The organism is Methylorubrum rhodinum (assembly GCF_014199935.1).
GTDB classification, from domain to species: domain Bacteria; phylum Pseudomonadota; class Alphaproteobacteria; order Rhizobiales; family Beijerinckiaceae; genus Methylobacterium; species Methylobacterium rhodinum.
In genome coordinates this window covers 30,838-45,245 of the sequence record NZ_JACHOP010000032.1, presented here as the reverse complement: position 1 = coordinate 45,245, position 14,408 = coordinate 30,838, and the positions used below count along the sequence as shown (strand labels likewise).

Below are 14,408 nucleotides of genomic sequence, written 5' to 3'. Positions count from 1 at the left end.
TCCTCCGGCTTGTGCCGCTTCGTTCCCATCTGTCCGTCCTCGTCCTGGCCCGCAGGCCATACCTCAGGGCGGACCACTCCCATGGGGGCGGATCAAACAACGAAGATATGCACCGCTCTACGACATATCACTGCGCTTCGAGCCGGTAGAGGGTTCCAAGCTTAAAGGCGGGTGGAGTACCGCGGCCCGCATCTTCGATAACAAACCGGGCAGCGCCGAGTACGCGACAGTCAGGCGCCATTACAAAGGGCTGAGAGGGAGAACCGCGGCCTACAGCAAGAAGGATGATGGGGATTTCTTGGCCGGTTTCGTTTGGCTTGGCCAATTCGGGGGCGGACATTTCCGGCCTCGAGATCCCAAGGGTGCTCGCTTCGCGACGGGGCTTCTGGCTCAGTCGCGCGATCTACAGGGACTGACGCGGATCTTCGGGCAGTACGAGTTCGTGCGCGGGCAACTCGAACAGCGAGGTTACAAGCTCCTCGCACTTGGAGCTACGCAGCCGATCGCTCCGGTAAGGCAATCGATTCTCCCACTGCCAGACGAGCTTCTGGACGCAATTCTGTAGTTATAGCAATCACTTGAAACTGGTTCGCCGGGCTTGTGCGAACCACGTCCCTGTCGGTGAGCTGATAGAATTGCTCCCCCCTCTTCCCGAGGGGTTGGAGGCCTACAGCCATGCTTATGTACAACGTTCGTCAGCGCCTCGTCGATCGCCTCAGCGGCGGTCTGCGCTGGCGCATCAGCTATACCGGCGATGCGCCGGTGGTGATCGACTACCCCGGCCTCATCGGCCTCGGACTGCAGTTCGGCCTCGAGCAACTCGAGATCGGCGATCTGATCCTTAACGAAACCTTCCCCGCCCCGCTCCGTCCCCCGGAGAACGAGCCCGGCTGGGTCGGCCTCGACCAGTGGTCCTACCGCGACGCCGTTGTCGCCCTCGTCGCGGCGGGCGAGCGCAAGCGCGCCGGCTGAGCCAGCTCCATCGCCCCGCGCGTCCTGTCCGCGCGGGGTCGCTCCAAACAACCCCATCGTTGGATTTCGACATGCCCAGTAAGCAGACCCACGCCCAAACGTCCCGCCACAGCTCTCGTAATCTTGGCCGGCACAAGACTGTCCGCCTACCCGATCCCGCGCCGACGACGTGCGAGGGCTTCCCCGACCGGGTCCCGCACCTCATGAGCCTGCACAAGTCCGCAACTGTGAGCGACGAGGCCTGCCCGACGTTAGCTTCGTCACTCGGCCTCGGCGCCGCCGGCTCGGCAACGGGCGAGCCGGGATGCGGTGGCCTCGATCGCGCCTACACCGCGTTCTGCGTCATGGTCGGCGTATTGAAGGCGGAATTTGGCGCCGTTCCAGCCGAGCCGGAAGCGCGGGCGGAGTTCGTCGAGGAACTCATCATGGAGGCTTGGTACTCTCTCGCCGAGCAGGTCGATGCCGCGAGCGATCGCGACTACGCTCTGATCGGCCCCCTTGTGCCCGATCTCGTCTCCGCCCGCCTCGACCACGTCGCACCCGAGGCTTTCGCCGCCACCCTCGACGCGCAGACGCTCGCGACTTGGCACCGCATCTGCGATCTCCTCGTCGACCGCACGATGACTCCCGTGATGACGGCGTCTGAGGTGGCGGAGATCGTCAAGAAGCGCATTTGGGCGGAGGCTCGCCTGCACCAACCGATGGCCGACATGTTCGCGGAGTCCGCCGATGCGCGCTAACCGCTCCCAGCCCGCGGGCGGCCTGCCGCAAGCCGCCGCCGGCGCCATGCGCTGGCTGCGGCGCGGCAAGCCCGTGCTGCCCCTCCGCCACAGATCGAAGGAGCCCGCCGTCGTCGGCGGCCTCCACGCCGCCTCCGACAAGCGCATGGTGCTGCGCACGCACGCTGCCGAGCACCCGCACGCCAACTACGGCCTGCTCACTGGCCGTGTGTCCGACCTCCTCGTGCTCGACGTCGATGGCCCGGCGGGCGAGGCCAGCCTGCGCGCCCTAGAACGCACGCACAGGCGCCTGCCCAAAACGATCGAAGTCCGTACGGCGCGGGGCCGGCACATCTATCTAGCCCTCGACGGCCGCGCCGCCCGCTCCTCCGTAGGGCGCCTCGGCTCCGGGCTCGACGTGCGCGCTGACGGGTCGTACGTCGTGGCGGCCGGCAGCCTCCACCCAAGCGGGCACCGCTATGCCTACGTGTCGGGGCGCGGCCTCGACGACCTCGCCGCACCGACCCCTGCGCCGGCGTGGCTCGTCGCGGTGATCAACCAGCGGCCCACGTCCGCCACGAACGCGGCCGCCGCGCCGGCCGCGACCGACGCCGAGCCCTCATCCCAGCGGAGCGCGGCCTACGCCGCGGCCGCTGTCACGGGCGAGCTCGGCCGCTTGCGCCAGGCCCGACCCGGGCACCGCAACGCCGCGCTGAACACCGCGGCGTACAAGATCGGGCGACTCGGCGGCGGGGGTGGCCTCGACGTCGGGGCCGCCCGCGCCCAGCTCATCGAGGCCGGGCGCGCCATCGGCCTCGCGCCGGACGAGGTCGCCCGGACGGTTGAGAGCGGCCTGGGAGCGGGTCTGGTGCAACCGCGCCGCATCCCGCGGGCTGAGGCGGATGGTGGTGGGCAGTCTATGTCCGACACTGCGCCGTCGGCGGCCGACCCGCTGGCCGCCGCACTCGCCGCCCTCGGCGAGACCGACGCGGACAACGCCGACCGCTTCGCTCGCCGCCATCGCGACGCGGTGGCCTACGTGCCGGGCCGTGGTGTCCTCGCCTATGACGCTGGGGTCTGGCGCCCCGGCGGCGATACGCTCGCGCTGCGGCTAGCCGAGGAGACCGCTCGGGCGATCGCAGCGGAGGCGGCGCACTTGAACGGGTCCGGCGACAAGACCCGCCGGGAGGCCTGGGTGCGACACAGCCTGTCCAAGCCGGCGCTGGAGCGCATGGTCGGGCTGGCAAAGGGGCGCCTTGAGGTTCCGGGCGAGGCCTTCGACGCTCAGCCCTGGCTGCTGTGCGTGGCCAACGGCACCCTCGACCTGCGCACCGGCCAGTTGCGCCCGCACGATCCGGCTGATCGCCTCACGCGCCGGGCGGCAGTCGCCCACGACCCGAAGGCGACGTGCCCGCTGTTCCGCCAGTTCTTACATGACAGCCTCGGAGGTGACCGCGAGGCGATCGCGTTCGTCCAGAGGGCCGTCGGCATGTCGCTGACGGGCGACGTGAGCGGGCAAGTGCTGTTCTACCTCAAGGGCTGCGGCCGCTCCGGCAAATCGACCCTGGCCAACCTGCTGCGCGAGTTGCTCGGCGGCTACGCCTGCCACACGGGCGTGGAGACCTTCACGGTCAAGCGCCACGAACCCATCCCGGCCGACCTCGCCCGGCTGGACGGGATGCGCCTCGTCACGGCCGGCGAGATCAATCACATCCAGCAGTTCGACGAGGCGCGGGTCAAGGGCATGACCGGCGGCGATCCGATCACGGCCCGGCACCTCTACGGCCAGCCGTTCGAGTACCGGCCGCAATTCACGCTCTGGCTCTATGCCAACGAGTTCCCGAAGGTCCGGGCCACCGACGAGGCGTTCTGGCGGCGCATCCGGGTAATCCCGTTCGACGTGGCCGTGCCGGAGGGCCGGATCGACCGCGAGCTGCCGGCCAAGCTGCGGGCGGAGGGGCCTGGCATCCTCAACTGGGCGCTGGCGGGCTGCCGCGCATGGCAGCGGGAGGGGCTCGAGCCGCCGCGGGCGGTGCGCGAGGCAACGGCGCAGTGGCGGCACGGGGCCGACCACGTGCGGCGCTGGCTGCGCGAGCGCACTGGCACGGCTGCTGGGGCGCGGACGCCGGCCGCGGCGCTGCACGCCGACTTCCGGACCTGGTGCGAGGAAGCCGGTGAGAAGGTGCTCGGGATGGCGGGCCTGAAGGCTCGGCTGCTCGAACTCGGCCACCGCTCGGAGAAGACGCGACAGGGCAACTTCTGGGTCGGCCTGCGCCTGCGGGACTGACGCACTGGGGCTGGTTGGGCTCACGCCCGGCCAGCCACCGTCCCGTGACGGCGGTGACGGCGGTGAGTGTTGTTGGAAGTGTATGTCAAACCATAATAAAATAGAAATGGGGATGGCCGTCACCGCCATCACGGGACAATGGCTGGCCAGCCTCGGTGCTTGTTCCTCATGCGACAAGCGACGCTTTACCGACGCTTGCGCTCATCGCGATGAGCGCGAGCGGTCGCGAACCGGAGGTTCGCGCCACATTTGCCTAGCCCGCCTATGGCCTTCTAGCCGCCGCTGCCGCAGCGGCGCAGGTCGAACGCCCCCGCGAGCATCGGTTGAAACCTGCGGATCGGATCGCGCGGCTTCGGTCGGGTTGGCCGTGCTGGTCCGCGCCCGATCTCACGAGCGTGACGACTTCGGTAAATTCACACCGCGCCCCAAGCGCGCTCTAACACGAGGACCACCTACTATGATCATGATCCCAACCTCAGCTGATGAGCGTCAGCTGTTGCGCTTGATCGCCGGCGCCAACACAAGCGGTGAGGCGGTGCACGACCTCCACTGGTGAGAGGGGCGGGACGGGAAACCGGCGAGGCCTCGCAATCGCGTGCTCCTCCCATTCGGCCTTCCATCGAAGACCATGAACGGCTCGCCGTACTCGAGCCTGGCAGAACGACCCCTAAACGCAATCACACTCCCTACCCGGGCAGGAGATCCGCATGACCCAAGCCACCAAGTCGACCACCCGCAAACCTCAGCGGACCGTGCGCTCGACGGTCCGTACGCCGTCCCGGGCCGGCGCCTCCGCCCCCCGCGCCCGCAGGGTCAAGCTGCAGGACGAGCCGGGGGCGTTCGGACGGCCCACCTGGGCGACCTTGGCGGCGCGCACCGAACTGCGGGATTGGCTCGCGGACGGCACGCCGCACCGGGTGGACGCGCTGAAAATGACTAGCCTGCTGCTGACCGCCGCCGTGGGGGAGGCGCGCGCTTTCCTAGGCCCCACGTCCTTGACGATGGCGCTGGCCGCGATCGGCACGATACCGGAGGCGGTGACCGGGGAAGATCTCGCCGCCAAGGTTGAGAGCATTCTGATGGGCGTGGCCGAGTGCGAGCTATGAGGTCACGCACCTTGGGGCTCTCTGGCCGCCCCGGCGCGGTAATGTTCGACGAGAGCCCGAAGGCCCGGTGCGGGCGACCCGTAGCTGACGACCGCCACATCGAGGTCGCGGTCACCCACGAGCCGCAGCGCCCGCAGCATCGCCGCGTCGATCCATGCGTCCGCGTTGCCAAAGGCGCCGCCGCCGAGCCGCGTTAGCAGCACGCGGTCCGAGGCGCCGCGTGCCGCGTTCAGCACGCCGGCCAACAAAGTCCCCTCGTAAGCCGCCTCCAGCACGACGCGGGCGAACGAGGTCCATGACACGGCTGGCAGGCGCGCGTATGCCACCGGCAGCGCCGAGCAGAAGATTTGGCTAACCAGCGGGCGCGGTGCTGGCCCGTCAGTGACCTCGACGTCCCGGTGCAGGCCGAGCCGCAGCTGACCGCGCAGGTCGTTGAGGGTGTCCTCGTCCGCCGCGCTCAGATACGCGGCAATGGCATCCAGACTCGTCCGTGTCGGTAGCGCGTAGCCATTGCGCATCGCCCACAAAGCCGCCCGTTCAGTGCCGAGCCGCTGCGCGAGCGCACCTCCAAGATCGGCAAGTCCGTCGAGCTGGCGCGCCGCCGTCTGCCCGATCTCGCCCGCGACCGGCACGAGGTAGTTGCGGTAGATCGTGGCTGCGCCCGCGGCCATGGCGCAGGCCGGCCCCTGCGTGCGGTCGTAGGCGTAGCCGGCGACACCGTCCTCCGGGGTCACGTCCGGCCCAACCATCTCCAGCATGTTGAACTGCGAGGCGACCTGGAACAGCGCACCGCGATTCTCCGGCGCCCGGTGTAAGTCGCGCGCATCACCCTCAACGATGGAGAGTCGCAGCCGGCCAGGACGATGAACACCGGCTGCCGCTGTGCGAAGCTCTGCCAGGGAGGGTAGCGTCAGTGTCCCCACCGCGTAGCTCTCGCCAGAGCCTTCATGGACAAGCCGGCCGTCGACAATGCATAGCCGAGCCTGCGTCTCCTTGTGATCCGCTTCCCGGAACCCGGTCAGCCGCTCGAACCAGTCCATCCCGCACGTCCTCATCCGGCCTAGCCCGCCCTCGCCGAAACGCTCCCGAGCGGTTTCACTTCGATCACGCGTCCGGTTCTGTGTCGGACGACGCCACATCCAGCGATCATCGCTCGGCGCCGACAAGCCTCAGAACACAAACTTCCAGTCGATCCGTTTCACCGGCGCCCGGCCGTCGGACGGCACCGCCGAGCACATCACGACGATGTCCTGCTGCACGGCGCTGGCGCCCACTTTGACCGGGTTAGGCTTGACCATCTGGCACAGCCCAGTTGCCGCCCAGACCGTGCGCGTCTCCGGCGCGTCGAAGGTCATCAACCGGAGCGCACTCACCCGGAACGCGTAGCCGTAGGCGTTCTCAAGATCCGCCGTCTGGCGCATCTCGAAATCGACTGCCGTCATGGCCGCGCCTCGCTCGCCGCCGTAGCCGGTGATGATGTCCACCGTGCCCCCGCCGTCATCCTTGAGCCGCATGTCGCCGTTGCACGGCCGATCCCGGCCGTCGACCTTCAGCTCCAGGCACCGCCCGGCGTGGATCGTGTCTACGGCGGAGCGCGCCGCCGACCCTGCAGGCCCCTCAGGCGCAGGTGCGCCGGCCGCTGGCGCGGCAGGCACAGGTGCCGGCAGCGGGCTCGATGACGGCGCACCGTCCGGCTGGCCGGCGAGGCAGCTCTGTAGGAGATCCCGCACCCGCGCAGAGGCCCCCGCGCCGCGCACCGGCAGGCGTGCCCCAGGGAATAACACCTCGAAATCCTGGTCGAGCAGCAGGGCAGTGAGCGCGAGGCTGCCGCCGTCGAGGAACATTGTGATCACCAGCCGGTCGATGGGGACGAGGTCGATCTCCTCCGCCTGTACGGCGCCGAGCCCGACGAGCCGCACCTGCTTGACCCGGTTTCGCTCACTCTTGCCGGTCGGGTCGAACACCCGCAGCTCGATCTTGCGGTCGGACAGGCACAGCAGCTCGACGTCCGGCTCATCGCCGGGCTCGCCGTAGCGTACGTTTGACCCTCGGCCGGTCGGTCCCCACACGGCCCGTGTCGGCGGCGGGGCAGCGTCGCCTGTAATAGAGAGTACCGAAGGACGTGCTGGCGCCGTCGCGGCCGAGTCGGCCCCCCAGGCGTCTCCCCCGACCGTCAAGAATGGCATCACTGCGATGACGAGCCTTGTCCAGCGTCTCGCCATGCGGCACCCCTGCTTCGCATGCTTCTGGTCAAGGTGATGCGGTGCGGGTCGGGACGATCCGTCCGCCTCACGGCCGTTTCGCGCCGATATCCGGCTGCGACGTGTGCAGGGGAGGCTCATGGTCGCCACCCTTCAGCGGTCCTGATCGCACTGGATCAGCCGGTCGCCTTGTTGGAAGTCCGCGTAGCCTTGCGTGGCGGTGCAGAAATCGAAGGTTTCGCCCGGCCGCGTCGCTCGCCAGCCGAACTTGGCGCAGTCTTCCTGGACGGTAATCGCGTAGGTCTTGTTGCGCCATCGCAAGGTTTTCCGCGCGTCATCGATACGCACAGTGAGCGATTTTCCATCGACCCGGCATGTGTATCTGTAAACATCGGCCTGAACCGGAGTAGCCGAAACCATCATGATTGCAGCGGCAAAATACTTCATCCTCTTTATCCCTTTGTCTTGCTGTCACCAGTCGCCTCCGGCTGACGGCCCAATGAGCGGGGGCTCGGCAGCCGTTGACAATGCTCAGATCAGTATTCGTAGGCGAGCATGACAGTCATCACGCGGAGCGTGACGCTACTGTCGGCTGGATCCGCTGAGGCGCAGCGTTCGGCGTGGTCGAAGTAGTCGATCTTCCAGAACACCCGCTCGCCCGCGGCCTCGACCGCGCCGAAGTCGTGCTCCCCGTGTGGGTCATTGTCGGCGTCGAAGCGGTCGAAGGCGGCGATGGCGTCGAGCACGATCTGCTGGCGCTCGCGGCCGAGCGCGATGATCCCGGTGGTGAGCACGAGGGTGCCGCCACTGAGTGTGCGGCGGAGTATGTCGTTGAGCGCACGCACGCGCTCCGCGTCGAGGACGGCGGTCATGGGAACCTCGGGGTGTGGCTGGGGGCACAGTCCGTGCGGCGGTCGCGCGAGGCGCGGCACTGATGGCGTGCCCGGGCGGCTGGGAGCGGCCCGGGCGCGGCTCGCGGGCGGCTAGGGTGCCCCGGGGGGCAGGAGGGCGAGCTCGTCGGCGGTGCGCAGGATGGTCGGGAAGGCCATCGGGTCATAGTCCCGCCACCGCAGCGAGAAGGTCCCGCCGTTGGCCCCGATGACCTCCGCCTCCCACCAGCCGTCGTCGGGTCCTTCATGGGCGAGCACGATGCTGCCCAGACCGATCTCGCTGCGGTCCCCCGGGCGGGGCTGACCGACGAACAGGTGGGCGCCCGGGCGCGGCGCAGTCGGCGCGTCGGCCGGATCTTCGGCGGGAAGCCCCGAGGCCTCCTCCTCGTCCGACGGCCGTTCCTCGCCCGATGAGGCCGCCGGGCCGCCTTCCTCCACCGCGGGAAGATCAGCTTCCGCTGTCGAATCCGCGGACGGGGTGTCGTCGGCGCCGGGCGGATCGGTCCGACGGCCCGCTGCGACGGCGAGCCCGGCTTCCTCGCCTGCGAGCGCGATCAGCCGGGCGTAGAGGTCGCGCTTTGCGAACGGCACGAGGGTGCGACCGCTGGGCAGGACACGCCCCCGGGCGAGTTGCCCGGCGAGTTCGCGGCCAGCGGCCTCAGTGATCGGCAGGGCGCGCAACCGCATGGTTGTGGCCGCGGCGGTGGCGGCATCGGCATCGGCAGCGTCGAACCATGCGGCGCGAGGTCTGCCGTCGGCTTGACCGAACAGCACGAATGCGGGGAGCTGAGGAGCGAGCGGAGTTTCCGAGGCTGAGCGCAGCTGACTGTTACGAGTAGCCTGTGAATACGCGGTCATCACAGAAGCTCTGAAACGACGAAGGCCCCCGAAAGGGGGCCCCGTGTGAAGGTCGCAGTTGGGTGAGGATGCCGGTTTTGATGAGGTGACGGGCCGGGTAGACACCGCAAGAAGGGCCTGGGTAGTCGGGGCATGGGACTCTCCTGATTGTGTGCTTCGCGGCGGCGTTGACATTCGCCGGTTCGCCAGCCGACGCTGGTTAATGTGGCTGAACACACTCCAAAAGTCAAGAATATAGTCCTATAATCGGTTTGCGGCATCCTATGCGGGTGAGCGACGCGGTCTGAGCTGCAAGAAGCGAGCCCGGGAAAAGATCAGACGGGATTCGTTTGAACCGCTTGTTCCCCGCTGTGCAACATCCCGCTATGGTCACCGCTGAGACAGGTTCGGAGCCACGCCTGAACCAGCGACGAGAGGTTGCATAACTTCAGTGCGGACGACATTCCGGATTAGCACCGGGTTGAAGGACCTAATCGGCCGCGACCTGATCACAGACGACTTCGTCGCTATATTTGAGCTCGTAAAGAATTCGTTTGATGCCTACGCCAAGTCTGTCAGGATCACCTTCTCTCCCCAGGAGATTACGATTGCCGACAACGGCAAGGGAATGACGCATGCCGACATTCTCCAGAAATGGCTCTTCGTGGCTTACTCGGCGAAACGGGAGGGAACCGAAGACGAGGGCTACCGCGACAAAATCGGTCAGAAAGCGCGGACCTATGCAGGTGCCAAGGGCGTGGGCCGTTTCTCATGCGACAGGCTGGGTTCGGAGCTCGAACTGATCAGCCGCACCAGAGGCGGTGTGACCCAGATCCTCGACGTCGACTGGCGACGCTACGAGCAGGACTCGCAGGAAGAGTTCGACGAGGTCGAGGTTGAACTTGGCGAAGCTGACGGGTTTCCGCCGGATGTAATCCGCCCTCACGGGGCCGCCGGCACTATCCTGCGGATCAGGCGACTGCGCGCGACGTGGGATCGCGATAAGCTCCAAAGGCTGAAGCGGGAGCTAACCAAGCTCATCGATCCCTTCGGTAGCGACACAAAACCCTTCGAGGTCGAGATCATCGCGCCAGGAGAAGCCGAGGCCGACAGACTGGATGAGGAGTGGAACCGCCAGCGTCGTGATGAACAAGCCCTTAAGCTGATAGTGAATGGCCGGATCGAGAATCCGATCATGGACGTGCTCCGCCGGCGCACAACCCTGATCCAAGTGCGGTTGAGCGAAGACGGCAAGTGGATAGATTCAAGACTAGAGGACAGAGGTGACTTGGTTTACCATATTCGTGAGTCTAACCCATACCCTCTGTTGCAAGAAACAGCGCTCACGGCCGACATATACTTCTTAAACCGAAGCGCCAAGATAGTTTTTGCACACCGCATGGGCGTGCCCTCGGTCCAGTTCGGGTCCATATTCCTGTTCCGGAACGGCTTTCGCGTCTTTCCGATCGGCACAGAGGACGATGACTTCTTCGGCCTGAACAGGCGCAAGCAGCAGGGGCAGCGCCGCTTCCTAGGCGGTCGTGATGTAATCGGCCGGGTGGAGATCCGCGGCGTCGACGGTTTCGACGAGGTTACCAGCAGAAGCCACGGCCTGATCGAAACGCCCAACGTGGAAGCGCTAGTCACTTGCATCCGCGACAAATGCATTCGCCGCCTCGAGCGCTACGTCGTTGATATTACCTGGAAGGACAAGTTTGACCAGGAGGCGGACGACACTTCTAGAATTAGAAAGGACGAGAGCAGCGCGCTCGTCAGCCTACTTGTTTCGAGGCTTGCCGCCACCGAAGGGGTGGAGCTGCTAGAATACAACCCGGAGCTAGTTCGGATTGTTGACGAGAAGTCGGAGGCCTTCGAGAGCTCGCTCAAGGCGCTGGAGCTACTGGCCGACCGGACTGGCGACCGGGCACTTCAGGAGCGGGTCGTCGAGGCCCGGGAACGGATCAAGGCTCTGGAAGTAGCTGAGGCTCAGGCGCGGGAAGCGAGCAGGCGGGCGGAAGCACGCGCCGCTAAGGCGGAGAACACCGCGGCCGTTGCGACGCTCCAGTTTCACGAGGAGAAGGAGCGCAACGCTTTTCTAGTCGCGGCTGGGTCACTCGATCAGGACACGATCCTTAACCTACACCACCAGATCATCATGCATGCATCCGACGTCCAGCAGGGGGTGAAGCGCATGATGGGACGCCTTCGTGGCGGGGCGCAGCTCAGTAAGGAGGATTGGATCGGCTTCCTCGAGCAGGTGTCGTTCCGCAATAGCCAGATCCTGACGGCCGCCCGCTTCGCTACGAAGGGCGGGTACAAGCAGCAATCGTCGCACACGGAGGCTGACCTTTGCGTGTACGTGCGCGATTACATTGAAACGATTTCCAATCTATGGGCGCCGAGGGGCATCGAGGTGACCGTCGAGACAGACAGTAGGCAATTTGTGCGCCGCTTCCGTCCTATCGAAATCGGCATCGTAATCGACAACCTCGTCGCGAACGCCGCCAAGGCCGGCGCGACCACCATCGGCTTCTTCCTATCCACCTCAAAAGGTTCAAAGCCGACGCTGGAAATGGAGGTCGCCGACGACGGGACCGGTTGGCCTGCCGCGTTCGACCCGCCGAGTCGCGCCTTCGAGAAGGGGGTGACGACGACGGACGGCTCAGGCCTTGGTCTATTCCACGTTCGGCAGGTGATTGAGGGGCTCGATGGCACAATAGAGGTTTCGAGCGAATCATACTCTGACGACCTCGACGGCGCTCACCTCACGATCAGGATTCCGTCGTGAAGCTACAATTCCAGCTGCTTGTCGTTGACGATCACCCGGACACAATCAGCAATTCGGTCGAGAGCCTGCGCGACCACCTTGAGCGAAACGGCTTCTCCCTTGAGGTGACAATTACCTCTGACGGGGAACTGTCGCCAAAAGGGCTGCGGGACCTTGCGAGAAAATCAGGCAGGGATTTCAATCTTGTAGCCGTTGATTACAATCTGGGAACCCAGGACGTGAACGGTGCAAAGGCCGCCAAGTTGCTGCGAAGACAGCTGCGGTTCACTGATATGATTTTCTACTCGTCCGATCCGGGCGTCCATCTCTTGGGCGAGTTAGCTGCTCAAGAAGTTGCCGGTGTATTCGTAGCCCGCCGCGATGAACTCGATGACGCACTGAAGGGACTGGCCGACACTGTCATCGGCAAGGCCGTCGACCTGAACCACATGCGCGGGATTGCCATGGCTGAGGTTGCCGAAATGGACATGATGATGGAGGAGGTGCTCGAAAGCGTCTTCGCAAGTGGCGATCCCGCCGTACAAAGCCATGCAGAGCGGACACTCACTCGACTCTTGGAAGGCGGGCGCGGGAGTCTTAGCAGACTGGAGAAGCTCGTCGAGGGGGGGGACATTCTTGCCCTGCTCCCGAACACAGAGGTGTTCGGGTCGGCGAAGCGCTGTCAGGCGATCAACCGCGTTGTTGGCGTGCTCAAGGCGAGACCGGACGGCGCGCTGCAAGTCTTCTCCGCCTTTTCTGTTGACATTATAGGCAATCGAAACACGCTTGCCCACGCCAAAGAGGACGTTGCGCAGGACGGTACAGTAACGCTCCGTTCCGCCAAGCGTGGAGCCGACCCTGTTGTCATCGACGACCAGTGGATGGTCGATTTTCGGGGAAAGCTACGCGCGCAGAAGGATGCGCTCGGGGAGATCTGCCGAGCCCTCCGAGAACATGTCGCTGCGTTCGAGGCCGAGCAGGCCGCGAAGGCATAAGCCGATTTGCTCCGCGAGCAAGGGCGGGACCGCGTTCGCGACCTGCGTAAAGCGAGGCACCTCGAGGGCGCGGCGCTCTCCACCAGTTGTGTATTTGCCTCGAAACGAGAACCAGTCGGGGAAGCTCTGGAGCCGGGCGTTCTCCCGCACTGTAAGCGTACGTGGCTCCGCGTAGTGCAGCAGGTCGTCTGGCAAGCTGGTAATGGTGGGAGAGGGAGAAAAGGGGTCCATCACCCGGATGGCTACTTTGTTCAGCCCGTGCGCGCGTCGCAGCTCGCGGGAAATGTTGACGTTTAACCGACCGTCCTCGTTCGAGCTTTGGATGATGGCAGCAAAGCGGTCCCGGATGTCAGAGCGATGCCGTGCCAGTCTGGTATCACCCGGCGGCTCGTTAAACCCCTCTCTCATCGCAACCTGATAGGAGCTGCGTGGACCGCGGTACGAGATTGCGTCAAAGCCCTTACATTCTGGGCATGGTTTCGTACCTGCGTAGCTCACCTCTAAGTCACTTAGGGCGTCCCTGGCCGTCGGCCGACGCGGAAAGCCGCGGGCAGCTAGGAAGGCATCGCGGCCCTCGATCATGTCGTCGAAGAAGCTCGGGACTCGGTCAGGCCGTCCCTGGCCGCGCCTCAAACCGATAAGGAAAAAGCGGGCGCGCGCCTGTGGTACTCCAAAATTGTCAGCCCGGATGATGGCGCTTACCATGTGGTAATCTGGTGCGAGCCGGTCGCGCAGGGCGTTGGCGAAGTTCCCAATGCCGTTTGACTTCACGATATCGAAGGCCGTCGTGAAGCCGCGGACATTCTCGATCAGGACGACCTTGGGCCGCAAAATGCTTACCAGCTTGAGGTAAGCCTCGAAAAGCCGGTTGCGGGGGTCGTCAGGCCTGCGCTTGCCCGCATGAGAAAAGCCTTGGCAAGGCGGTCCGCCGGCGAGCAGGTCGACAGTGCCCGCGAGGTGCGTAAGCTCCTCGCTGTTCTTTTCGAGCAGCTCTGCGATATCCCAAGGCCGGCGCTCAATTATCTTGGGCCAGTTATAGGAGAGCCTACCCTCGCCGACCGGGAAATTAGTGGATAGAGTCTCGAAGGCGAACGCGTCTTTTTCAATCGCGAATAGACCGCGCCATCCGGCGCGCTTGAGCCCGAGACTCAGGCCTCCGCATCCTGCGAACACGTCGACGAACGACGGACTATCGGCCGCGTCCCAATCACCATCCCGGCTGGCGTCCACATCAACCATCTCGTTTTTTCCCCGGGTTCCTACCCGCTTGTCTCATTCTTTGGCCCGCGCCGCCAGGCAGAAACGGATTGGCTCAACAACCGTGGCCGCTGGAGGCTATGGGGCGTTCATCCGGCAGGACTAACAGATCGTTTTTGAACCACCCCTAACCGCGCGCCGAAGAGCAGCCTCCTGCGAAGTGCAAGGCGGTCAGGAGGCGCCTTGCCGGAGAAGATGCGAGCAACGCCAGCCTTTGCGAAGTTGTTAACATGGATTTCAATACCCTCTGGTGACCTCCCGTCGGGCAAGGCCTTCGGGGTTGGCCCAACCTGACGACAAGGTCGGTGACACCACAGGGTGATGGCGGCTCACATCCCTCGATGCTATTCCGGCCAGTAGGGACCAATGCCGGATCC

12 protein-coding genes are annotated in these 14,408 nt (G+C 65.4%); 6 read left to right on the top strand and 6 right to left on the bottom strand.

Annotated elements, in window-relative coordinates:
• The first annotated feature begins 675 nt into the window (after positions 1 to 675).
• From HNR00_RS23420 to HNR00_RS23405, 4 genes are all read left to right on the top strand, one after another.
• Positions 676 to 972, top strand: a complete 297-nt coding sequence (locus tag HNR00_RS23420) for a hypothetical protein (RefSeq protein WP_183573616.1) — start codon at positions 676 to 678, stop codon at positions 970 to 972.
• A 203-nt stretch (positions 973 to 1,175) separates the two neighbouring features.
• Positions 1,176 to 1,712 (top strand): hypothetical protein, encoded by a 537-nt coding sequence (locus HNR00_RS23415; RefSeq protein ID WP_183573614.1) that lies wholly within the window; start codon positions 1,176 to 1,178, stop codon positions 1,710 to 1,712.
• Positions 1,702 to 3,978: a phage/plasmid primase, P4 family gene (locus HNR00_RS23410; protein ID WP_183573612.1), complete on the top strand. Its 2,277-nt coding sequence runs from the start codon at positions 1,702 to 1,704 to the stop codon at positions 3,976 to 3,978. Before HNR00_RS23415 ends, HNR00_RS23410 begins: the two co-directional genes overlap by 11 nt.
• 707 nt (positions 3,979 to 4,685) lie before the next feature.
• Positions 4,686 to 5,084, top strand: coding sequence for a hypothetical protein (locus tag HNR00_RS23405; protein ID WP_183573610.1), 399 nt, complete (start codon positions 4,686 to 4,688; stop codon positions 5,082 to 5,084).
• Positions 5,085 to 5,086: 2 nt separating this feature from the next.
• Here HNR00_RS23405 and HNR00_RS23400 read toward each other — a convergent pair whose 3' ends face one another.
• The 5 genes from HNR00_RS23400 to HNR00_RS25680 all read right to left on the bottom strand — a co-directional run bounded on the left by HNR00_RS23400 (position 5,087) and on the right by HNR00_RS25680 (position 9,033).
• Positions 5,087 to 6,124 carry a hypothetical protein gene (locus tag HNR00_RS23400; RefSeq protein WP_183573608.1) on the bottom strand — a complete coding sequence of 346 codons (1,038 nt, stop codon included), beginning with the start codon at positions 6,122 to 6,124 and terminating at the stop codon, positions 5,087 to 5,089.
• Positions 6,125 to 6,253: 129 nt separating this feature from the next.
• Positions 6,254 to 7,153: a hypothetical protein gene (locus HNR00_RS23395; RefSeq protein ID WP_183573606.1), complete on the bottom strand. Its 900-nt coding sequence runs from the start codon at positions 7,151 to 7,153 to the stop codon at positions 6,254 to 6,256.
• A 285-nt stretch (positions 7,154 to 7,438) separates the two neighbouring features.
• The gene (locus tag HNR00_RS23390) at positions 7,439 to 7,732 is read right to left on the bottom strand and encodes a hypothetical protein (protein ID WP_183573604.1); all 294 of its coding nucleotides are present in this window, start codon (positions 7,730 to 7,732) and stop codon (positions 7,439 to 7,441) included.
• 89 nt (positions 7,733 to 7,821) lie between these two features.
• A complete protein-coding gene (locus HNR00_RS23385) occupies positions 7,822 to 8,157 on the bottom strand; it encodes a DUF3768 domain-containing protein (RefSeq protein ID WP_183573602.1) in 336 nt (111 codons plus the stop codon).
• Between the two features lie 111 nt (positions 8,158 to 8,268).
• Positions 8,269 to 9,033, bottom strand: a complete 765-nt coding sequence (locus HNR00_RS25680; RefSeq protein WP_246391026.1) for a hypothetical protein — start codon at positions 9,031 to 9,033, stop codon at positions 8,269 to 8,271.
• A gap of 460 nt (positions 9,034 to 9,493) precedes the next feature.
• Here HNR00_RS25680 and HNR00_RS23375 point away from each other — a divergent pair, with 460 nt between their 5' ends.
• Both HNR00_RS23375 and HNR00_RS23370 read left to right on the top strand, forming a co-directional pair.
• Positions 9,494 to 11,800, top strand: coding sequence for an ATP-binding protein (locus HNR00_RS23375; protein WP_183573600.1), 2,307 nt, complete (start codon positions 9,494 to 9,496; stop codon positions 11,798 to 11,800).
• The gene (locus tag HNR00_RS23370; protein ID WP_183573598.1) at positions 11,797 to 12,774 is read left to right on the top strand and encodes a response regulator transcription factor; all 978 of its coding nucleotides are present in this window, start codon (positions 11,797 to 11,799) and stop codon (positions 12,772 to 12,774) included. The genes HNR00_RS23375 and HNR00_RS23370 overlap by 4 nt, the downstream gene beginning before the upstream one ends.
• On the opposite strand, the gene HNR00_RS23365 is transcribed toward HNR00_RS23370, so the two are convergent.
• Positions 12,682 to 14,013 carry a DNA cytosine methyltransferase gene (locus HNR00_RS23365; protein ID WP_183573596.1) on the bottom strand — a complete coding sequence of 444 codons (1,332 nt, stop codon included), beginning with the start codon at positions 14,011 to 14,013 and terminating at the stop codon, positions 12,682 to 12,684. The genes HNR00_RS23370 and HNR00_RS23365 overlap by 93 nt on opposite strands.
• Positions 14,014 to 14,408 lie beyond the last annotated feature (395 nt).

Bases quoted from the DNA above. Each gene is read 5' to 3' on its own strand.
- HNR00_RS23415 (WP_183573614.1), top strand. From the start codon at position 1,176: ATGAGCCTGCACAAGTCCGCAACTGTGAGCGACGAGGCCTGCCCGACG.
- HNR00_RS23390 (WP_183573604.1), bottom strand. From the start codon at position 7,732: ATGAAGTATTTTGCCGCTGCAATCATGATGGTTTCGGCTACTCCGGTT.
- HNR00_RS23420 (WP_183573616.1), top strand. From the start codon at position 676: ATGCTTATGTACAACGTTCGTCAGCGCCTCGTCGATCGCCTCAGCGGC.
- HNR00_RS25680 (WP_246391026.1), bottom strand. From the start codon at position 9,033: ATGACCGCGTATTCACAGGCTACTCGTAACAGTCAGCTGCGCTCAGCC.
- HNR00_RS23410 (WP_183573612.1), top strand. From the start codon at position 1,702: ATGCGCGCTAACCGCTCCCAGCCCGCGGGCGGCCTGCCGCAAGCCGCC.
- HNR00_RS23385 (WP_183573602.1), bottom strand. From the start codon at position 8,157: ATGACCGCCGTCCTCGACGCGGAGCGCGTGCGTGCGCTCAACGACATA.
- HNR00_RS23400 (WP_183573608.1), bottom strand. From the start codon at position 6,124: ATGGACTGGTTCGAGCGGCTGACCGGGTTCCGGGAAGCGGATCACAAG.
- HNR00_RS23365 (WP_183573596.1), bottom strand. From the start codon at position 14,013: ATGGTTGATGTGGACGCCAGCCGGGATGGTGATTGGGACGCGGCCGAT.
- HNR00_RS23405 (WP_183573610.1), top strand. From the start codon at position 4,686: ATGACCCAAGCCACCAAGTCGACCACCCGCAAACCTCAGCGGACCGTG.